Genomic DNA, 20149 nt, shown 5'->3' on the forward strand with positions numbered 1-20149 from the left:
TAATTCATAATTTGTAATTTGTAATAACCCTTGCGGACTCGCTACCGATACGCTAACGTAATTAAAAAAGTCAAAACTGCCCGCAATGCCAGCGAGAAGCAATCCCAAGCTCTGCTCCTGAATTCTTCTTCAACTAATCATCTTCTCCAACGCAACCTGCAAATCCTTTGTCAAATCGCTCACAGCTTGTCTAGCCGCCTGACGATCGCCCTGACAATTACCAAAGCGTTCTGTAACTGAAATTGGCTCTCCCACGGTGATTTGTGTCTGTCGCAAACCTAACTGAGGTCGCCCCGGAAGTGTTGTATCCTGAATTCTAGAAAGCATATCGAATACAAGCAAAGCTGTTTCTGCAAAACGTTCCGCCGTCGGTTGTTCCTGAATATAAGTAGCTGTGACAGCGACAAAACTTTCCACTATCCGCATATGTCGCATTTGTAAGTCTGCTTCCTGGGCAACCCAGTCTGCCAAACCGCGTTTAAAAGGTGGTAAAGCATTGATATCTGGCAAATCTTCCCGATAAATGTAATTCCAGCCAGCCTCTTCCAAACGGCGACATCGGTCAATGAAATTACCCTGCGCTTGAACTCCAAAATATTGTTCGGCAACTTGTAAAGCTTTATCCAGTAAGCGATGAAGTCGGGCAATCAACACCTGATTCGGATTAGCAGATTCATCGGTTGAGATGGTTTTTGGAATGTCTTGATGATAGAAGCGACGATAAAACTCTTCTATCTCTGTAATCAGATATTCAGCCAACCGATAGATACGTTGATAGTAAATCTCTTCCCTATCGCCCGAATCAATTCTGATTATCGGCAAGCCACTATCAGCTTCCAACTTACTTAGCAGCGAATCTAGTTTAGACCAAGGTGGCTGAACGTAGCGATACTGGATAGCGATCGGCACAATGATCACAGTTTCAGTCCGGTTAGCTTTTTGCAAGTCTTCTACACACCAGAACCCCATTTGAGCAACACCGGGTTCCAGTGGGCTAACAATGCCACTATGACCATTAGTACCTCCTTCTGGTGCCACTGCGATCGGTAGTTCGCCATTAGCAAACAACTCCCGTGCAGTTTGAATCGCTTGCCGATCTAGTCGCCTACCGCGATGAACCGGCACACCTCCGATTCTAGAGAACAACCAACCCAGCCAATCTCCAGCCCAAACCGTCATACCTCGGTCATAAAGAAAGTAGCTGTGAACAAGAGATTGCAGTGTAATACCTTCCTGACGAGCAACCCGTGGCACAATGCGGGAAAGCAAATACAGCATACAGAGAGGATCTTCGACTTCTGGGTGGCGAAATGCCAACAAAAAGCGAATTTTTCCAGCCTGAAATTGTTGATAAAGTTCAGCTAATACCTCAACATTTTTGGCTTCAATACGGACAATACCAGCTGTTAGCCAAGGTCGAGTGCGAAACCGTAGTGCGATCGGTAGTAACCACCGAACAATCTGGAGTATCAGGCGGTTAAACCGTTGATTAATAAATTTCAGTGGTGGTTGAGTAGACTGAATCGATCTAGGCAAGTCGCTCTCCAGATTGTATTTCTAGCGATTGTACAACGTGGGGTCTTGGTTTTGTCTAAACCCGCAGCCTCCTGTCGTCAAACATTTCAATCCCCACGTTTCGCCCTCTTGGTTACTCAGCATTGTTTCGGTGACAGATACAAACCCAGAAACCCAGATTAAATCAGGCTTTCTTAATGCAAGAATTTTGAATTTTGAATTAGTATTAGTTTGGATGTTTAGGAAAATTTCGGAATAAATAGCCAAACACTGCTAAATTCAACACAAGAATCAATATTTTTATTGCAGAGAACCCTCGGATCACTTCATAAATTTCTGGCGGAATACTGATACCGACAAGTACCAACACTAAGACATGCGCCCAACGCTTTTCGTACCATAAACCAACGGCTTCAATACTAGTAACAATAGCATAGACTCCTGCTGCAATGCCGCTAAATGCCAAGGTTCGGGGATTTAAGTTGAGAACTTTATTTAAAAGCCAATCAATAATTATCGATTTACCTTCTAAAACATAATCTTCTGAAAAAGCCTCTAGATTTTGATAATTTTTTAATGTCAATAATAAGGCGATCGCAGTAGCCATAAGCAGCAAGGCGGTAAATGTTTTGTAGAGAACAATTACCACTAATCCCAATGGACGTTTTTTCAAACAACCCCCTTAAGTATATATAAGTCTAACTTTGACTAACTGGCTCTGAATGATGCCAACTAAGACGCTTATTCTAGCAATACTTGATTGCCCGATCTTTCCACTTTTCCCAACAAGCAGGGGCACAGCATTGCTGTGCCCCTACGACAGATGTGGTTAAAATAAATGAAACCCTGTGTAAATGGAGGTTAGCGGACTCGAACCGCTGACATCCTGCTTGCAAAGCAGGCGCTCTACCAACTGAGCTAAACCCCCATAAAATTAAAATAGTAGGTAACTTTGGTTGCCGTTGTTATTGTACCTTATATTGTTCCATACCAAAGGGATGAAGCCAGAAAATATCCAAGTTGTCGCAGCACTGTATAAATTTGTTAAGCTGCCAGATTTTGCCGAGAAACGAGATCCTCTGCTGTCTTATTGCCAAGCGGAAGATGTCAAGGGGACAATTTTGCTGGCACAAGAAGGGATTAACGGTACAATTGCGGGTTCGCGTCAGGCGATTGACTCTGTTCTGTGCTTTCTGCGTTCTGACTCCCGTTTAGCAGACCTAGAATCGAAAGAATCCTATACCGAAACCCCGCCCTTTGAGCGGATGAAGGTGCGGTTGAAGCCAGAAATTGTTACTTTGGGGTTGCCTGAAATTGACCCAAGTGAGCAAGTTGGCACTTATGTCAATCCCCAGGAATGGAATAATTTGATTTGTGATCCAGAAGTAACTGTGATTGACACCCGCAATGATTATGAGGTGAATATCGGTACTTTCCAAGGAGCAGAAAATCCCCAAACTAGCTCATTCCGGGAATTTCCCGATTATGTGCTACACCACCTCGACCCAACTAAACACAAAAAGGTTGCTCTGTTTTGTACAGGCGGCATTCGCTGTGAAAAAGCCTCATCCTTCATGCTTGCCCAAGGCTTTGCTGAAGTCTATCATCTCAAAGGTGGCATTCTCAAGTATTTGCAGGAAGTTCCAGCACAGCAAAGTTTATGGGAAGGCGAATGTTTTGTCTTTGATGAGCGGGTAGCCGTTAGTCATGGTTTGGAAGAAGGCAGTTGTGAGCGGTGCTTCTGTTGTGGATGTCCGATTTCTGAAGAAGATAAGCTGTCTCCAAAGTATGAGCAAGGTATCTCCTGTCCCTATTGTTTTGATAGCCTCACCGATGAGAAAAGAGCGCGTCAGCAGCAAAAATGGCGCCACTATCAAACCCAAGTTGTTAACAAAAATCGGATGTAAATAAATAGATCCGCACTGTCGGGGTAAAGCGCATTGCTAAACCCCTACGACAGATCCGGTTTTTTCCACAACACATATAGGACTTACGCAAAATATCTCTGAAACTCTGATTTCTCCGTGTACTCTGCGCCTCTGCGGTACCCTTCTCCTGACGGAGACGCTACGCGAACGGGAAGCCACTTCGTGTCTACGTTATTCCGTAACTCGTGCGTAAGTCCTAACATATTTGGTATTTTCTGTGAATGCGTAAGTCCTAGTTTTATCTTGGGCGTCCCAATGTAGTGATATATAGAACAGCTTCATCAGCAGGGATACCCAAAACTTCATTTACTTGGTCATCAAAGAATCCACCGATTCCACTGACACCTACATTCAGGTGGATTGCTGCTAAATTCAGGCGCTGTCCTAAATGACCAGCATCCATGTGTAAGTAACGGTAAACGCGATCGCCATACTGTGCGATCGCAGCTTTCAGATCGGCTGTATGAAATAATACTGCTGCTGCATCTCGCCCTAATTCTTGTCCTAAACAGAGAAAATGCAACTCTCGCCGGAAGTTTTTAAACCGAATTTGGCGTAATTCTTGGGCTTTGGGTGCGTAATAGTAACAACCCGCCTCTAATCCTTGGACTCCGCAAACAGCAATGAATGTTTCGATTAAATTCAGATCAAAGTAGTCTGGAGAAATATCTAAACTTTGGTCGATGTAATTTTGCGGTTGGTAAGTGAAATCGAGTAAACTTTTCAATTCATCGAAGGTTAAATCATCACCATTGTAAGCGCGGGTAGAGCGTCGCTTGTACATAGTGATTTCCAGTTCTGACAGATTTTTTCCCCAGTCTATAGGCGCAGTGGTGGTAGGAATTTTTAAACAGAAAGGAAAATTGTATTTATCCTCCAAAGATTTTTCTTGTTTAATAGTTGGTAGATTGAGATTGCCAGTTATACCTAATTGGATCTCGGTGTATTGATGGAAATATGTCAGCAATTCACCATCGGGGATTTGAGGATAACTGGTTTCGGTGGCGGAAGGTAAAGCAGTACATCCCAATGGCAAATTTTGATTGATATCTAACAAGTCTGCCAGAGGTAAGACAGCGATCGCACCTTCTTGTTGCGGATCGATATAAAGCAGATCGTTCACCGATTCATCCACAAAACCGCCGATTAAATGGGGGCGATAGTCAGTAATCGCAGCAGCTAATTCGATATTGCCCAACAGATGTCCCGCATCTAGAAAAATCCGGCGGTAAGCCCGATCTTCATAGCGCCACGCAGAACGATAGAATACCGCAGTCACAATAATTGCTAGTTGGGTATTTTCTAAAGCAGGATGCCAGAAACAAGCTGCTTGGAGAGTTTGCCAAACATCATTTTCCCAATAATGCATCAGAGAATGAGTCCGACACTGATAGTTATACAGGCCGGGTGGCAATAACGAAGTCCCACGGGAAACCACATACACCTCGGCAGGGTATAATCCGCCGGCACTGGGAGCAGCGCGTAAATACACCGCACTACCCATAGAAGGCATTTTCGCCGTCAATCCATAGCTGCGAAATAGCAGCCGTGAAAGTCTTTGCCACCATTGAGCATCTGGGTTATTAGCAAATGCCTCTGGTTTTTCTTGGATATAGGGTTTGAGATCAAAAGTAGAGCCAATTTTGTACTCTTTAAAGGGTACTGGCTGTTTAGCCCAGTCTAACCTTTGATTTTTGGAGGCAAGAGTCTCAGGGTTGTATTTAGTCCGTTCGTGATAATGCTGGGCAATTGATTGGTGTAATTCTGGCATAGTACTTTCAATATCCTTGGGGCATCCTTTTTTTGATCTTGGCATTCATTAGCCCCATTATTTCGTGTCAATTGGTACAATCCTCAGAGTCACAAAGTGGTAGTTGGTAACAACTGTATTGGGGCATTGGGCATGGGGCATGGGGCATGGGGCATTGGGGAGGCAGGTGCTAACTCAACCGTATTGCCTAGTACTTACGCGCAATGTGCGACTTATTCTTAAAACTGATTTTTCACGTCATGTGGAAAAGCTAACGATTGACCTAACTCCCTAGCCCTCTTTCCGACATTCTAAGGGAGAAAATTCAAAGTCTCTCTCCTACAAGGAGAGAGATTTAGAGAGAGGTTTTCCAGATACCGTGAAAAGTCAGATTATTAAAACCCCGAAAGGTCGAGAGGCTTTGATTCTTGCTCCCCAACGCTACAAGGGTTGGGGTTGGGGGTTAGGTTTGAGAAAAAGTTGCACACCGCGCACTTTTGCGTAAGTCCTATAAATTAAACTTGACCAAAAAATCAGGATTTATCGTTTGCGACGACAAATAATGTGCGAATGTACATTTGTGAAAGCCAGCAGCGGGATTTGAACTCGCGACCTTCCGATTACAAGTCGGATGCACTACCACTGTGCTATGCTGGCAAATTAGGGTTCGCTCTTAAATAGCAACCACAATTTATCATTGTACCATAATCAACTTATTTGTCTAGCTGCGATCGCTAAAAAATATCTGTCTCTTCAGAAATTTACCACAGAGCAACTGACTGTATTAGCTTTATCGGTTGCTGTGCGAATTTTACAACTGATTCAGGGGCGTCTTAGGCCAGAGGAATCGAAGTCAGGGTGTATTGCATAGAAACGATCGCTATGGGATTCTATTGACTAATGGAGCGATCGCGCCTAAATCTGGCTCGATGAGTGAGTTCAGCAATGTCCACAACTGCAAATCAGTAAAATCTGGAATTGCCATAAATGCGCCGACTGACAGCAAAATTTGCGGATCGTGGGTGGAGGCGATGCCAATAGTGCGGATATCTGCGCCCAGCGCCGACCGAATACCAGAGGGAGAGTCTTCTAAAGCGATCGCTTCCTCTGCTGTAATCCCCAACTTATTCAGGGCAACTTGGTAGGGCGCAGGGTCGGGTTTACCTGCAATACAATCATCTGCTAAAACAACTGTATGGAAAGCTTCTTTAATTCCCAAAACCTCTAGCATATATTCTGCATTTAATCTAGGGGCATTAGTTACTAATGCACGTTTTAATTGATGTGTATCTGTCCATGCTAGTAGTTCAGAAAATCCACTCAGTGGTTGTAGATGTGGGGCGAGTTCGCGGAAAAGCGCCTCTTTTTCGTCTGCAAATTTTTGCCCTTCTGCTACTGATAATTGTGGCAGAATGTCCTTAACAATTTCTGGATTTAGCCGACCACTAATTCGAGATTTATAAAATGTTTCGTCAATTTCTATGCTGTAATTTAACAGCGTTTCCTGCCAAGCACGGTAGTGTATGGGGTCAGTGTTGACAATAGTGCCGTCTAGATCAAAGAGAATTGCAGCCAGCATAATTTTTGGGTAAAATGTAAATAATTGTTAACTTAATTTAAATAGTTTACATTGTTTTTGTCCTGAATGATTGTTCTTTCATCAATACATGACTTTTCACGGCATCTGGAAAACCTCTCTTCTTTATCGGGAGCATCCCAGTGAAAGCAAATATACCAGATGAGAAACAAGATTCTTGCTCCCTCTCCTTACCAAGGAGAGGGTTGGGGTGAGGTTTTCCCAGGCTTTTTACAAAAGTGAGATGTGTAAGCAAATGCTAGCCGCTACAAACTTTTTTCACGTTGATGATTTACTAGTGCAGATTTACAACTCTGAAGTCGAAATGGCTCAGGATGTTGCCGAAATCGTGCAAAAGCATTTACAGCAAGTTCTCAAGCAACAGGATACAGCTGCTGTATTGTTAGCAACAGGTAACTCCCAACTCAAATTTCTCGATGCTTTGATTGCATTGGGTAGTGTAGATTGGTCACGAATTATTCTGTTCCATCTAGATGAATATTTGGGAATTACTGCTGACCATTCTGCCAGTTTTCGGCGCTATCTGCGAGAACGTGTAGAGAAGCGGGTTGCTCCTAAGAAGTTTCACTATATAGAAGGTGATACATTGCAACCAGTGGGAGAGTGCGATCGCTACACAAAACTACTGCAAGCACAACCAATTGACTTATGCTGTCTTGGTGTTGGCGAAAATGGACATTTAGCTTTTAATGATCCCGCAGTAGCAAATTTTCAAGATCCTTACAGCGTGAAACTAGTGAAACTGGATACAGTGAACCGTCAGCAACAAGTAAGTACAGGTCACTTTCCGAATCTAGAAACTGTCCCGCAATATGCTTTTACTCTCACCATCTCAACGATTTGTTCAGCTAAAAAAATTATCTGTCTTGCTCCAGAAAAACGTAAAGCAAATGTGGTAAAAGAGATGTTGCAAGGAGCTATAAGTACAGACTGTCCGGCTTCTATACTCCGTCAAAAATCCCAAGCAACGTTATTTTTGGACGTAAATTCTGCTAGTTTGCTTTCTTGAACTTATCTCTGAATTCTCAGAGGATGTTTTAAAAGTCTTTGGTGATGTATCAAACATCAAGCTCGTGGAATTCACTATAACTTTTTGTCAACTGTTCCTAAAGAAATTTAGGATATTATTGAAAAGCAACCCTTTACATGGTCAGAAAACCCCTTTAGTTGTGCCTTCAGCAATACGTTCAGCAATATAAAGGTCAAAGGTAAAACCAGGGACGAAAACTCCGTCTTGCCGAACAACATCCCAGAGCTGACAAGGATCTTTGCCGGAACCATAAGTTTTAGTACCTTGAAGGTTGACTCTAGTGAAAGCAGTACTCGTAAGCTCAACATAGCGCAAAGTAGCCCCTCTCAAATCGCAGTCATAAAACCGAGTTCTTTCCAAGTCACAATGCTCGATAAGAGCATCCCTGAAGTTACAGTAAATGAATTGAGCTTTCAAATTGCAATCCCACAACTTAATACTACTCAAGTTGACATAACAAAATTGAGCGCCATGTAGATTGATACCTTGCAGTTCAACCCCACTCAAGTCAGCGTATTCTAAAAGGATCTGCTGGAAATCTCGTTCCCCAGCAGCATAACGTCTGAGAAATTCTTCTACAGTAACTCTCTCCCTTTCCATACCTCAACTCCCACGTCAAGTAACACATATTGCCCAATGCCCAATGCCCAATTCAAGCGATCGCGCCATCGGTGAGATATAATCCTAGAAAACACATACTGTTAACAGTATCGAATGCTGCCATCAACAGAAAGTGCATCCCCCTCCTACCAGTAATCAAAAAAAACCCCAAGACCTTTTCTTAGTATGCGGACTCCAAAGTTTAGGGCAACATTGTGTTGCAGTCCTAAAAGAGTACGATGTTAAAGTCAGCGCCATTGACGATGTGCAGCCCGAACATTGGGAAGTCCCAGAAGTACCTAGCTTACTAGAAAAGTTAATCATCGGAGACTGCCGCCAACCAAGTGTTCTAGAGCAGGCAGATATCAGCCAGTGTCGTTCAATACTTTTAGTGACCAGAAATGAGCGGATAAATATCGAAGCTGCCTTTGCAGCACGGCGTCTTAATCCGCACGTTCGCCTAATTGTACGTTCTGACAAACAAAATTTCAACAAACTCTTGTGGGAAAATCTCGGTAATTTTGTTGCTTTTGAGCCGACTCATCTCTCAGCTCATGCCTTCGCTCTGACAGCCCTCGGCTCTGAAGCTATTGGATATTTCACCTTAGAAGGGGAACTATTGCAAGTGATAAAGCACCAGGTACAAGCGAAGGATAGCTGGTGTAATGGCAAGCCAGTACATAGACTAAATCTCACAACTCGCCGCATCTTGAGTCATAGACCTGTTTCATCTAACCCACCAAAAGAATTGTTTGGCTGGAACCCAGAGGCAGAAGTGCAGGTAGGAGACACGCTAGTTTACATTGATGTTGCATACGATTTGGCTTTCTCTGAGCAACACCGGAAATCTCATCGCCAAAAGTGGCAGTGGCAACATTTTATCCAAGGCATCACAGCGAAAAATCTCAAGGATAAAATAGCCCAATTTTGGCAATCTTACTACCAAAGCCAAAATCAAATCCGGCGAATAGCGACAATCTATGCGATTACTGTATTTATTCTCTGGCTGGTTGGAATAGTTCTTTACCGTTTATATTATCCTGACATCTCCCTCGAAGAAGCTTTCTATGCAACAGGAGTCTTGCTGTTGGGAGGATACGGAGATTTATTTGGCGGTGTTAAGTTTACATCGCAACCACAACCCTCAGACCATATGCCTTGGTGGTTGCGGTTGTTTAGCCTAGGACTAACGTTGACAGGTCAAGCTTTCGTAGGAGTATTATATGCACTGCTAACTGATGCCCTTGTCACTTCCAGATTCCATTTTTTCAATTCTCGTCCTCCCATGCCACAACGCAACCATGTGGTGATTATTGGCTTAAATCGCTTGGGACAAAGAGTGGCTGCTCTTTTGCAAGAACTCAACCAGCCGTTAGTAGGAATTCATCCTACCACTCTCGACCAAGGGACTTTACCCGATATGCCGCTTATCGTTGGCAATGCTAGCGAAGCACTGACTAAGGTGAATCTCTCCCATGCCAAAAGCATCGTTTTAGTTGGGGACGATAACATGGAAAATCTGGAAATTGGTTTGATGGCTCATGCAATGAACCCCGCCACTACCTTAATTATCCGCTCTCAAGACCGCCAATTTAGTGATAATATCGCCCCTCTGTTTCCCTATGCTGAAGTTCTGTGTGGCGCGGCTTTGTCGGCGGAAGTCTTTGCTTGTGCTGCCTTTGGAGAAAATGTTCTGAGCTTGTTTCACTTAAATGAGCAAATAGTCATGGTGACGGAATACAAGATTGAAGATGGTGATACCCTGAATGGGTTGCTTCTATCTGAAATAGCCTATGGCTACAGTGTTGTGCCGATTCTCTACCAGAAATATCGGCAAGACAATTACTCCTTAATGCCCTGGTATGATGTTAAACTTCATGCTGGCGATCGCTTGATTGTTTTAGCCACAAGCACTAGTTTACAGCAAATTGAATGGGGTGAAATGCTGCCTCGCCTTTGGCAGGTGCAGATTGAAAAAGCTCTGACGACAAATGCGATTATGTATAGTGCTGAAGAAATAGTCTTGATTACCGGATGTAGTTTGAATACTGCTAGGCAATGGATGAATAATTTGCCTATAGTATTGCCAATACCACTTTATAAACATCAAGCTCAACGTCTGGTGCGCGAGTTAACAAAAATACAAGTTTTGGCAAATGTAATCTTCATTGGGCAATCATCAAATAGCTGAATTAAGTAAGTCGGCAAGAATAAATCAAACTACAGCAGATTTCAAGGAAAGTGAAGTACACAACAATTCGTGCCAAAGCCAGGTATAAGTAGGTAGGCAGAAAAATTTATAGGTATGTAACGAAAATTTAACCAGAGCTATTAAAGTTAAATTTTACACGCTGAGTACTGTAGTTACCTTTCTCTCCCCTAGCTTTAACACCATCGATAACGGCATAAGCAAGGTCTAACTCATCATCAAATATTTGCCCAGATAGCTCCGATTTTTTTAGGTGTTGCCATTCCAATTCAATTGGATTCATTTCGGAACAGTATTTTGGTAAAAAGAAGATGTACAAACCCATGTATTCCCACTTTTTCCATAACTGCTGAACTTCCTTGCATCGATGTATCGGCCCGTTATCTTGCACAATTACCCTAGTACGTCCCGTTCTTTGGGCATCAGCCGCTTCTTGTTCCATCATTTGGATATAAGACTTGCGGTTAACACCTCCGATCACCAAACCGTAAACAAAACTGATAAAAGGTTGAAAAAATCCAATAATACTTAATCTCCGACCACGGCGCTTCTTTTGCTCTAAGCGTTTTTGTTCACCCTTAAAGTAATAGGTATAACCCGGTTCGCTCCATACACAAAATCCTGATTCATCCAAATATTTGAGGTCTATTTCTCCGGCAGCAGCAGATAATTCGAGTATATCTAAGTCTGATTGCTTATTTGCTCGTGCTATCGGGTCTTGGTTTCGTTTATGGCAAATTCAAAGCTCGTTTCCAATTAACCCCCTTTTTTTGAGTACCCGTCTTAATCTATCGGGACTCAGTTTAATTGAGCGATCGCGTTCTAATTTCTGGGTGAGTTGAAGACTATTGTATGTACGTGGTTCTTCTTTGAGGCATTTTTCCAAAAACACTATGTCAACTTCAGTCCATTTTGACTTTCTTCCTCGACCTGGTACTTCCCAAAGCCCTTTCAGCCCTTGTTTTTCCCATTTGTGCAAAACCTCTCTTACCGTTTGAACAGTCAAATTAAAGTGAGCAGCTATTTTCTCCACGTACCAGCCATGTGCGTTCAGCCTAATTATTTCTGCTCGATCTTTTACCTTCTGTGGTACCTCTGCTGTTCTCAGATTTAATAGGGTTTTGTTTTGCTCACGAGTCAAAAATACTCTTAGACGAGCGCCCATGCTTTAAGTTACCTCGGTAGATGCATTCTCCGTATTTATTTATCTTTACATAGTTAGTTTTTTTTGTGCCTACCTACTTAAACCATGTTTTACTTCTGAATTCTGAATTCTGGATTCTGAATTCTCCTGTATATTATATCACATCCTGGCAATTAAGCATAATACCCGGAACCCCAAAGACCCAAAGCTGCGCTCTAGCTCCCCTCCCCGCAAGCGGGGAGGGGTTGGGGTTCTTTTATTATGGGTATGCTACGGGACATGATATTACGCAATTTAAAATTAATTAAATAGGTTTGTAGTAATGGCTTCAGCCCTTACTACAAACCTATATATGCAACAAAAGTTTTAAAACTCCAGCAAGAACTGCCTCAGCCCAACAAATAACTATTCAACTTTTTCATACCAAATACCGACTCTCTCAAAAGCACTATAAGCAAGCTTCAGAAAATTCACTACTCTCTGTCTCCCAATTATCCCAAATTCTTTATACTCTCTCGCCTCCGCAAACGTCAGGCGATTTTGGTCAATGATGTTTCTTTCTTTATATGCTAACTTCGGAAAATCTATAACTTTTATCTTATATTTATTGACTATTTTCTGAAAGTTTGAGTCTGACTCTATATGCTCCCAATCATCACACAGCCCTAAATTCCTCACCAGAATATGAGGGATTCTCTCACCGTAGGTATTCAGTGACTGAGCAAACAGGTTCATGCTGTCGTATCCTCCAGTCGATACAAACCATTTGCAAAACATCACTCCCTGCGAACTCCCTAGTTCAAATAATTGATTAGAGTCAATCCATCCTTGTACTGCTCTATGCGATTGGGCGGCTAAATTCACAATTACTGGCTTCTCTATCGCCCACTCAAATATTTTATCTGCCTTATCTGCATGCCGTTCATTCTCACTAAACACAGCATACTTACATATTTCCTTATACACCCCTGCTACATCAGGATTCGACCTATCTGTATCCACTGGTACAAACGGGATTTTCTTATCCAGACAATACTGAATCATTGTCCTAGTAAAAAGAGACTTTCCTACCCCGCCTTTTTCACCATCCACCAAATGAATCGTCGGCATTACAGCCACCTCTAATACTTATTAAACTTGTCTGATACATCTTTCCCAGGCTGAGAACTATTTGGCGGTTGCCGTCTAGTAATTTTGGTAGTTTTCTGAGATGCCTTTATCTCATCCTTTGATTCTTGCTGAACTTGAATCTCTGGAGTTGGCTTTTCTAAAGAAATCTCAAGAACAGGAATTTTCTGTCCTGGAGTTGTGCGTACCATTCGTTCTGTTGAATTGGCTGAAAATTTAATTAATCCTATCACCACAGCCTGTTGTTTGATTGATAAGATTATACATATTAATTAAAGCAGATCCACTGAATGAACCAGTACGTGACCTTTATTTCTTCCGCTTTCTGAAACTCCCCAGAGAAGATGTACTTTCTCAAACTCCTTGGAGTCACTAGGCATCCCTAACTAGTAGCGCAAGGCAAAATTCCAAATTCCAAATTCAAACAGGTATACAGCGTAAGCGTTTCATTTATTTGGAATGGGTGGTTTATTTACGCCAACCTGTACTAGGGTGCTGACTGCGGTAAGGAAGTTGTGACTATCCCTCTACACGATTATCATTTTTAATAAAAACTCGGATATCGCGTAATAACGACCAAAAAGCAGCTTATTAATCTTGCGTTTAAGTTTTTGCATAAATCTGCTTTGGTCTGATTTAGTTACTATTAAAATATAAATATTAATAATATGTAATATTATTCCTCTCCTTCTTCAGACTGATTATTAATAAAAAAATTAACTAAAATACATGATTTAAGTATGATTTTCTACTCTGAAATTTGACGTTAGCAAAAAGATATGAAGACTATATAAAGACTATGCCTTGATTAGTAGAGTTTTTAGTGAGAGCAGACAGATGTTAGTATTTGAAAGCTGATGTTTCAGAAAGTTGGAATCAGCACTAATCATACTGTAGGTAGATTCCAATAAAATGAGAAAATATCGAAAATAGAGTTACAAATATTAATAATTGTTGATTGTGGATGAAATACTGTGTCGCTGCTCCTGGAGATGGAAAAATGGTTTTTATGGAAAGTAAGCGCTTACTCTTCGTTGCTGACTTTCCATCTGTACAGCTCGATAAAGAGTTTTCTCAAACTTTAGTCCAAATACCGCCGTCACCGCATTGTGAAGTTTGTGTAATTGTTCCAGTTCGCAATGAAGCTCAGACGTTGGCAGCAACCCTTACTGCCCTGATACATCAAGTTGATCTAGAAGGACAGCTTTTAGATCCTAGACGTTACGAAATAATTGTGTTGGCAAATAATTGTAGCGATGATTCAGCAGCTATAGCCCTGAGTTTCGCTCAACAACATCCAGATATAGCACTGCATATAGTTGAAAAAACTCTGCCTCCTGCACAAGCCTATATTGGTCGAGTGCGTCAGATTTTGATGGATGAAGCATACCGCCGTTTGTCTAGCTTAGGACGCACAAGGGGGGTAATTGCTTCAACTGATGGAGACTCGCAGGTAAGCCCAACTTGGATTGCTGCCAACCTGTACGAAATTAACTGTGGTGCTGATGCTGTCGGTGGGCGAATTCTTGTTGAACGCGCTGGTCGTGCTTCACTAGACCCTTACGCCAGAGCTTGCTATCTGCGTGAAGTAGGCTACCGCTATTTAATTACCGAATTAGAAACTTATCTTGATCCCGACCCTTGTGACAGCTTTCCCCGCCATTATCAACACTATGGAGCAAGTTTGGCAGTAACAGCAGAAATGTATGCACTGGCAGGAGGCTTACCGGCAGTGCGGACTCCTGAAGATGTAGCTTTTTACCGTGCCTTGCAACGGGTAAATGCCCGTTTCCGCCACAGTTCGTTAGTACGGGTAGTAACTTCGGCAAGACAAATCGGACGTACCAATGTTGGTTTAGCAAATCAGCTGAGTGAATGGATAGAAATGGGACGGCAACAGCAATCATTTGTAGTCGAGCCAGCAGGGGCTATCGAAACTCGTTTTGTTGCACGTCGCCAATTACGAGTGATGTGGTGGTGCGTTCTTAATGGCTATCAGCCAAGTCATACCAGCGTCGCGTCCTTGGCAGAGATGCTGGGAGTTTCAGCCCAATGGCTTGTGCAGAAATTGACCCAACCTTATACCTTTGGTCAGTTGTTTGAACAAGTCGAAGAACGTCAGCAGTCAGAACAAACGTGGGCTTCGCGCTGGAAATTTGTGGAAATCCAACAAGCAATTGGAGATTTGCGCTTGCGTCTTGAGAGTTTGCGTCATTGACCTCTCCCCGCCATAAATGGACGGGGATTCTAAACTGTTGCTACAGAGAGGGCTGAAGCCACTCTCTGTAGCTTTTTAGTTTTGGTTTCCCAGATCCGAAATCTGGTAGGCACGGTCAATAATGCCCTACAGACCTTGACTAGAACGAGTCCTAATTGTGTCTCTACTTTACGAAGTATATTCGCGGCTCCATTTAAATCAGCGTTGATTAACTGTCCTTTGCCATTTGCTGGTGTACGATTCCTCTGTTTCTATGAATTTAATGCTGTAGTATTCGCACAATTCTTGAACTCGTTCTTTCAGTTTCGCCGTTGGTATCTGGACAAAAGATTGAGTTGTTTTACCGAGATTAGCATCTTGTCGCTGTCCTCGATTCCAACCAAATACTACACTACCTATCTGGTGTTGGACACAATAATCAACAACTAATCTAGCTGCTTTGTTCACGGCATCCCGCATCTGTCTATTGCGTTTTTCCGTGATGTGGATAGGTCACTAAAGCATATCCGTTACCTTGGCGATACCTGGGTAGCTTTGGCTTAAAGTGCAATTGACATCCGTTGTACTTCTTGTCTAACTCCTTGACTCGACTTTATCCATTTTTTTCGCAAGGCTCAAGCTATCGCTGTAACCTTTGTGGGACAGTAGTTTTACTTTTTTCGCTTCATTGATAATCTGTGACGTGGAAAAAGTATTTGCCAAAAAGCCAGGGTTTTTGCCGGATAAAGAAAACCAGTTCTTAATTTTGGATAAAGTCGAGCTTGAAAGGCAGGGGCTTTCACACTCCCGTAAAGTTACTTGTAAAATTAAACACCAAAAAATAAGGCAGGTTTAATTTTTTAGACTCGCTCGAATAAATCAAGTCGATATTCTTCTTCGCGTTGACCTTTTAAATGCCGCAGTTTATTTGAGGGCAACTCCAAAAACGAGTCGTGAACTTCATCTCCACTTAAAGGATAATCACGAGCATAGAGTGTCCAATGAACTAAAAGTAAATGTCCTCCTAGTTCCAGGTGTTCTAAAATGCACTGTTGGGATTTTTTCAGGTCTTCCCAGCTCCAGTAATAGCCAACTTCCGAGACTAGGGTCAAATCAAACATCTCATCAGGATATTCCTCTGGGACACACATAATCTGGAAGTTGACATTGGAGAGATGCTGACAGCGCTCTTTTGCTCTATCCTGCGCCAGTTTTGATATATCAACTGAGAGCAATCTGTCGCAACGCGCTTGTAGCTTCTCAGTTAAAACGCCAATGGAACCACCGATTTCAAAGGCAGACCGATAACGCTCTTTGGGTAAAGCTGCGATCGTGGCAGCATATTTGTTAGCTTCGTAAACACTTGTCTCAAACTTCCACGGGTCAGGATCTTCGCTGTAGAGTTGATCAAAGTAGCTGGATGGTAGGGAATTGGATTGTAACGGGTTCATAAGAAAATCCTCGATACGGCTGGAAACCACTTGACTTTAGACAGTGGAGGAAAGCCGAACGGCAGTAATAATAGCCGTGCTTCTCCATGAAGAATATGCTTTGAACAAACAATCATTTGAAAGTGCATTTTGTGTTAATCGTTTACCAGTGTCTAAACTGTGTAAACTAATTGTTTTTCTGCTTGGATCTTTTTTTGTTGGTGATTCCTGCCAACCCCCGACATAACAAAATCCAAATTTTGGGTGTTTGATTATTGAGCCGCGTTTAAATCCGGCACTAATCGTTCCACCATATCTAGAGCGGATATGTCCAGCAGAGTGCTGCAATCGGTGAAGTTGACGGCGATGAAATTCCAAAGGAATAACTTCAATTAGTTGAATATTTTCAGGCTTTGTATGTCCACCAACAAACCAGTTAGCTAGCACCCATGAATCAACACAGTGGGCTGAAAAGTTATTAGACAATTTATTTTTAGACTTTTTCAACCCTAAACTTTGACGCATCTCGTAAGTGTCGTTCCCTGTGCGAGTTTCCATGTTGGCAAGCCTTTTAAGTTCTGAGTAGAACCACTTTTTACCAACTTCTAAAGGACTAAACATAATGTTCCACTTTTTCCCACCTTTGCGGGTTTTGGCTTTGATGTCCTCAACCACAAAAGTTGAAATTGGAAATATTAATGTTAACCACTTGCAAATACGCAACTTCCATTGCCACCTAGCTTTAGTCGATGGTGGTGAGGCAGTCGCTGTCTTGGCGGTTCCCGTCGATAGCGAACTGCCGAACCCGGAGGGTAATTTTTGTTTGTTTACAAGTCGGTTCTTACGATTCTGTCGGCAAGGGGTATTACGAAATCGCCTAGCACGCCCCATATTACGACGAACTTCCACATGGTCTTTTACCCAATCAATGGCATGAGTCTGGATATTTAGATATGTGTGCATTTTCGACTTTACTGTGAACCCCTCGCGCTTGCTGCCAGGGTCAATTCCAACGGCAATTGGCTGAGTATTTCTATTGCTTGGCTCTTGATTTAATCGAACACAGAATATCCCCTTTTTAAAGAATGGCGTAGCTTTGCCTGATTTAATCCAACGTTTAGCTCTGCTAGGTGTCGTTGGCATCAGGGGACGGTTATTTTGGTCAACTACTGGTACAAACATTTACGATAAATCCTATTGCTAGGTGTGTATATCCCATCGCTACTGACTGCCTAAGAGGTTAAAAACTTGGGAAGCATTCTTAACGTTTTCTGGGCTACCACGCCCAGGCAATTCAGTTTAGGCTCTAAGCCTGTAAGCTAGATACTTTTTTAGTCTTGTATCGGAAAGGTGGTTAGTCTTTCTCTTACAAGCCCTGTCTCTTTAGAGCAGGGTTTGTGACCGGTTTTCCTCTATATAAACTTCCCAAGGACGAGTGAAGTTCGCTAACATTTCGGGAGTCAGGCGAAAGCCTTCTGGGTCATCATCAATTAAGTCTGAAATTTGGGAACGATAAGCAGCGATCGCTTGCTGTTTCAACTCCACCACCGTGCTAATATTTAACCGCCAGGTTGTCACCTCAACACATGCTGGCAGACTCCCCCGTTGCTCTGAGTCCCAATCCCAAATAGGATACTCAATCAATCGGGGGGATAAGCGCAAATCATCCAGCACTGCATGAATTAACTTCCACGTCGCTCGGTGGTCGGCGTGAGGGTCATATCGCCACGGTAAAAAGATAATTTGTGGGGCGATTTCTGTGATGTAAGCACGACAACTCGCTACTGCACTTTGATACTGTGTTGGAATTGACCCATCCTGCATTCTCAAGAAGGTGACATCATTAACTTCTACACCCAGCAATTTTAATGCTGATAGCGTTTCCGCTTCCCGCAGAGCTTTGAGTCTATCTGCGGGATATTTCTGGGAACGAGGGTGTGAAAGAGTACCATCACTGATGACTAAAACTTGCACATGACAATTTAAAGACCGTAACAGAGCGATCGCACCCCCACAACCTAACGTCTCATCATCAGGATGAGGTGCAACGATTAGTACCGGACTAGAAGCGATCTCGTTAACTGAACGCCAGGGCAAAACACTAGGATTGTTTAGTGGTAATCCAATCAAGCCGAACTTATTCATCATTCCAAAGGATTGAAGCCGGATTACTTTGCTGCAAGGCATACTGCCCGACATTTGCCAAGGCCGCATCAAAAGCCGGTTGACGCAGATATAGAGTCAAATCTCGGATAATGCGTTCCATCGGATTTGGTGGTAGTAAGCCGCGAGTCCCAACAGAACGTTGACACAATTGCATCACATCAATGCAAATTTGTTCAATTGCTGTCCTCACCATGTTTGCATAGGCGACGAGTTGATCTGCTTGCGGATGAGTAACTGTAGGATCGCCACCAAATACTGGCGCATAGGCTGCTACCTGATCCGCAGCCCCCCGTAACCAGAGATTACCACTTTCAATAGCGATCGCCATTCTGCCAAGCCGTTCCTGTTGATATGGATCTTTTGTATATTCCAACTTTTGGAGATACTGACGAGTCAGGTTAAACAGTGCTTCTGCCCCACCTAGTTGCACAGCAGCAAACCGAATCACCCCAACAGACAACCAAGGCTGGCGAAAGTAATCTCCTGCCTGGCCGATTAAATAGCTCTGATCCAACTCTACACCGCTAAAATCCACTTTGTAACTAGCAGTAGCTCGCATTCCACAAGGTTGCCACCAAGATCGATCGCTAACTGTTGTCACTTCGTCCATCGGCACAATGGACATTTGCCAACCGCCTTCTGGCAATACTCCATTCACGAAAGGACGTTCAACATAGCCTGCACCAGTACAAAACGTTTTAGAACCTTCCAGGCGATAACGTCCATTCTCAAAAGGGATTATCTTGACACCATCAGCGGCTTCAGCATTCCAAACGCCAAATATTTTATGGCGATCGCGGGCATCACGGGCGTAGCTTATGATCTGTTCTGTAGAACCAAAGGTCTGAATCAGTTGCAGGGCGTTGATATGTCCTTCATAAATTCGCCCAACTGCCAGATTGCCATGCCCTATCTGCTTTAATAGCATTAAAAGCTCGTAGGTAACATTAGCATCAATTCCTGCACCCCATCCACCTAATTCTTTCGCCAATGGTGCAGCCAACAACCCTGCCTTAGCAATCAGTTCAAACTCCTGCTTGGGAAAAGCACTATTGCAATCTATAGCACTGGCATTGTTTGCACAATAATCCGCAATTTCCGTAGCACGCTTTAGATCCAGGGCAATGTTAGAATCATGCCATTTTGGGATGACCATATTATTTGATAATTGGATGCTAATAGCCGACTCCTTTCTGTAATATTTCTTTATATATTCTTAATAATAATCGAATTAAGTCGATTAATGCCTCTATCTTTTGTGTGATTCTATACTCAATAAAAAGGGGGAAAATTAAAATATCTCTAAGAGGATGTTTTAAAAGCGTCTTCAGGATTTCTCCCAGCAAGTAGATCCCGGTTCAGCAACAATTGCAGTTAGTGCTGTCGAAGTTCCATTGAGTGAGGAAGAATAGAGCGATAAGCCTGACGGCATGGCTACGCTTACCGCGTGCATCA

General features: G+C 42.8%; 16 protein-coding genes, 2 tRNA genes and 1 pseudogene. 4 read left to right on the plus strand and 15 right to left on the minus strand.

Annotated elements, in window-relative coordinates; genetic code table 11:
* Positions 1-129 precede the first annotated feature (129 nt).
* The 3 genes from V7L05_RS16755 to V7L05_RS16765 all read right to left on the minus strand — a co-directional run bounded on the left by V7L05_RS16755 (position 130) and on the right by V7L05_RS16765 (position 2443).
* The gene (locus V7L05_RS16755; protein WP_335165589.1) at positions 130-1536 is read right to left on the minus strand and encodes a lysophospholipid acyltransferase family protein; all 1407 of its coding nucleotides are present in this window, start codon (positions 1534-1536) and stop codon (positions 130-132) included.
* 205 nt (positions 1537-1741) lie between these two features.
* Positions 1742-2188: a DUF2127 domain-containing protein gene (locus tag V7L05_RS16760; RefSeq protein WP_335165591.1), complete on the minus strand. Its 447-nt coding sequence runs from the start codon at positions 2186-2188 to the stop codon at positions 1742-1744.
* Positions 2189-2370: 182 nt separating this feature from the next.
* A tRNA-Ala gene (locus tag V7L05_RS16765) sits at positions 2371-2443 on the minus strand.
* 70 nt (positions 2444-2513) lie between these two features.
* Between V7L05_RS16765 and trhO the strand changes: the two genes are divergently transcribed.
* Positions 2514-3422, plus strand: a complete 909-nt coding sequence (trhO, locus tag V7L05_RS16770; RefSeq protein WP_335165629.1) for an oxygen-dependent tRNA uridine(34) hydroxylase TrhO — start codon at positions 2514-2516, stop codon at positions 3420-3422.
* A 259-nt stretch (positions 3423-3681) separates the two neighbouring features.
* Here trhO and V7L05_RS16775 read toward each other — a convergent pair whose 3' ends face one another.
* The 3 genes from V7L05_RS16775 to V7L05_RS16785 form a co-directional block, all read right to left on the minus strand.
* Positions 3682-5214: a SagB/ThcOx family dehydrogenase gene (locus tag V7L05_RS16775; protein WP_335165630.1), complete on the minus strand. Its 1533-nt coding sequence runs from the start codon at positions 5212-5214 to the stop codon at positions 3682-3684.
* 564 nt (positions 5215-5778) lie between these two features.
* Positions 5779-5850, minus strand: a tRNA-Thr gene (locus tag V7L05_RS16780).
* Positions 5851-6073: 223 nt separating this feature from the next.
* Positions 6074-6772, minus strand: coding sequence for an HAD family hydrolase (locus V7L05_RS16785; protein WP_335165593.1), 699 nt, complete (start codon positions 6770-6772; stop codon positions 6074-6076).
* A gap of 253 nt (positions 6773-7025) precedes the next feature.
* On the opposite strand from V7L05_RS16785, the gene V7L05_RS16790 reads away from it, so the two are divergent.
* Positions 7026-7799, plus strand: a complete 774-nt coding sequence (locus V7L05_RS16790) for a glucosamine-6-phosphate deaminase (RefSeq protein WP_335165595.1) — start codon at positions 7026-7028, stop codon at positions 7797-7799.
* Positions 7800-7940: 141 nt separating this feature from the next.
* Here the strand turns inward: V7L05_RS16790 and V7L05_RS16795 are convergent, their stop codons facing one another.
* Positions 7941-8420, minus strand: a complete 480-nt coding sequence (locus V7L05_RS16795) for a pentapeptide repeat-containing protein (RefSeq protein ID WP_335165596.1) — start codon at positions 8418-8420, stop codon at positions 7941-7943.
* Positions 8421-8553: 133 nt separating this feature from the next.
* On the opposite strand from V7L05_RS16795, the gene V7L05_RS16800 reads away from it, so the two are divergent.
* Positions 8554-10611, plus strand: coding sequence for a potassium channel family protein (locus tag V7L05_RS16800; RefSeq protein WP_335165598.1), 2058 nt, complete (start codon positions 8554-8556; stop codon positions 10609-10611).
* Positions 10612-10738: 127 nt separating this feature from the next.
* On the opposite strand, the pseudogene V7L05_RS16805 reads toward V7L05_RS16800, so the two are convergent.
* From V7L05_RS16805 to V7L05_RS16815, 3 genes and pseudogenes are all read right to left on the minus strand, one after another.
* Positions 10739-11794: pseudogene (locus tag V7L05_RS16805) on the minus strand (IS630 family transposase).
* Between the two features lie 384 nt (positions 11795-12178).
* On the minus strand, positions 12179-12883 hold the full coding sequence (locus tag V7L05_RS16810; protein WP_334948920.1) for a mobilization protein: 705 nt from the start codon (positions 12881-12883) through the stop codon (positions 12179-12181).
* 11 nt (positions 12884-12894) lie between these two features.
* Positions 12895-13092, minus strand: a complete 198-nt coding sequence (locus V7L05_RS16815; RefSeq protein WP_335165600.1) for a hypothetical protein — start codon at positions 13090-13092, stop codon at positions 12895-12897.
* Positions 13093-13865: 773 nt separating this feature from the next.
* Here V7L05_RS16815 and V7L05_RS16820 point away from each other — a divergent pair.
* The gene (locus tag V7L05_RS16820; protein ID WP_335165602.1) at positions 13866-15119 is read left to right on the plus strand and encodes a glycosyltransferase family A protein; all 1254 of its coding nucleotides are present in this window, start codon (positions 13866-13868) and stop codon (positions 15117-15119) included.
* Between the two features lie 198 nt (positions 15120-15317).
* Here the strand turns inward: V7L05_RS16820 and V7L05_RS16825 are convergent, their stop codons facing one another.
* The 5 genes from V7L05_RS16825 to V7L05_RS16845 all read right to left on the minus strand — a co-directional run bounded on the left by V7L05_RS16825 (position 15318) and on the right by V7L05_RS16845 (position 19850).
* On the minus strand, positions 15318-15578 hold the full coding sequence (locus V7L05_RS16825; protein ID WP_335165604.1) for a hypothetical protein: 261 nt from the start codon (positions 15576-15578) through the stop codon (positions 15318-15320).
* 380 nt (positions 15579-15958) lie between these two features.
* Positions 15959-16549: an SAM-dependent methyltransferase gene (locus V7L05_RS16830; protein WP_335165606.1), complete on the minus strand. Its 591-nt coding sequence runs from the start codon at positions 16547-16549 to the stop codon at positions 15959-15961.
* Between the two features lie 36 nt (positions 16550-16585).
* Entirely contained in the window at positions 16586-17710 is a 1125-nt protein-coding gene (locus tag V7L05_RS16835) for an RRXRR domain-containing protein (protein WP_335165608.1), read from the minus strand.
* Between the two features lie 201 nt (positions 17711-17911).
* Positions 17912-18676 (minus strand): PIG-L deacetylase family protein, encoded by a 765-nt coding sequence (locus V7L05_RS16840; protein WP_335165610.1) that lies wholly within the window; start codon positions 18674-18676, stop codon positions 17912-17914.
* Positions 18666-19850 (minus strand): acyl-CoA dehydrogenase family protein, encoded by a 1185-nt coding sequence (locus tag V7L05_RS16845; protein ID WP_335165612.1) that lies wholly within the window; start codon positions 19848-19850, stop codon positions 18666-18668. Before V7L05_RS16845 ends, V7L05_RS16840 begins: the two co-directional genes overlap by 11 nt.
* Between the last annotated feature and the right edge of the window lie 299 nt (positions 19851-20149).

Source organism: Nostoc sp. (genome assembly GCF_036917755.1).
Lineage (GTDB): Bacteria > Cyanobacteriota > Cyanobacteriia > Cyanobacteriales > Nostocaceae > Nostoc.

Bases quoted from the DNA above. Each gene is read 5' to 3' on its own strand.
- trhO (WP_335165629.1), top strand. From the start codon at position 2,514: ATGAAGCCAGAAAATATCCAAGTTGTCGCAGCACTGTATAAATTTGTT.
- V7L05_RS16775 (WP_335165630.1), bottom strand. From the start codon at position 5,214: ATGCCAGAATTACACCAATCAATTGCCCAGCATTATCACGAACGGACT.
- V7L05_RS16785 (WP_335165593.1), bottom strand. From the start codon at position 6,772: ATGCTGGCTGCAATTCTCTTTGATCTAGACGGCACTATTGTCAACACT.
- V7L05_RS16790 (WP_335165595.1), top strand. From the start codon at position 7,026: ATGCTAGCCGCTACAAACTTTTTTCACGTTGATGATTTACTAGTGCAG.
- V7L05_RS16795 (WP_335165596.1), bottom strand. From the start codon at position 8,420: ATGGAAAGGGAGAGAGTTACTGTAGAAGAATTTCTCAGACGTTATGCT.
- V7L05_RS16810 (WP_334948920.1), bottom strand. From the start codon at position 12,883: ATGCCGACGATTCATTTGGTGGATGGTGAAAAAGGCGGGGTAGGAAAG.
- V7L05_RS16815 (WP_335165600.1), bottom strand. From the start codon at position 13,092: ATGGTACGCACAACTCCAGGACAGAAAATTCCTGTTCTTGAGATTTCT.
- V7L05_RS16820 (WP_335165602.1), top strand. From the start codon at position 13,866: ATGAAATACTGTGTCGCTGCTCCTGGAGATGGAAAAATGGTTTTTATG.
- V7L05_RS16825 (WP_335165604.1), bottom strand. From the start codon at position 15,578: ATGCGGGATGCCGTGAACAAAGCAGCTAGATTAGTTGTTGATTATTGT.
- V7L05_RS16830 (WP_335165606.1), bottom strand. From the start codon at position 16,549: ATGAACCCGTTACAATCCAATTCCCTACCATCCAGCTACTTTGATCAA.
- V7L05_RS16835 (WP_335165608.1), bottom strand. From the start codon at position 17,710: ATGTTTGTACCAGTAGTTGACCAAAATAACCGTCCCCTGATGCCAACG.
- V7L05_RS16840 (WP_335165610.1), bottom strand. From the start codon at position 18,676: ATGATGAATAAGTTCGGCTTGATTGGATTACCACTAAACAATCCTAGT.
- V7L05_RS16845 (WP_335165612.1), bottom strand. From the start codon at position 19,850: ATGGTCATCCCAAAATGGCATGATTCTAACATTGCCCTGGATCTAAAG.